At 52.9% G+C, this 416-nt stretch carries 1 protein-coding gene; it reads right to left on the reverse strand.

Annotation, left to right across the window (positions count from 1 at the left end; translation table 11 throughout):
* Window positions 1-416: portal protein (locus tag ABZJ92_RS22325; protein ID WP_353765467.1), on the reverse strand; the 416-nt coding region annotated here is incomplete at both ends.

Genomic DNA, 416 nt, shown 5'->3' on the forward strand with positions numbered 1-416 from the left:
CTGTTGGCGTCCCATATGACGTGTGAGCAGGCTTCATGGATTGGCAGGCGTCGGATTACCTGATTGTTGCTTGTTGGATCGTTGTCTTCGTACTGCGTGACCAGACGCCATGCACCAACGCCTGACTCTATCTGCTCACGAACGCCAACGTTAACGGCAATCTTTGCCGTGTTATGGCGCATATCAGTACGATACATCCCCATCAATACATCGGCTGCATCAGGATTAGCGCCGTCTTTGGGTCGGAAGAGAACGTCGACAGGGTTCCGGCGCATCTCTGCGACCAGTTTCCTGACCTCCGGGCGAACAACATCGAATTGTCCGCGATATTGCAGGGTAGTGTAGTTTGATAGCCAGTCATCCCATTGCGACACTCGGCTAAAATACAGGTCATTTGTCGCCTCGGTTCTGGCTTC

The organism is Shigella sp. FJ200513 (assembly GCF_040495915.1).
Classification (GTDB): Bacteria; Pseudomonadota; Gammaproteobacteria; order Enterobacterales; family Enterobacteriaceae; genus ECMA0423.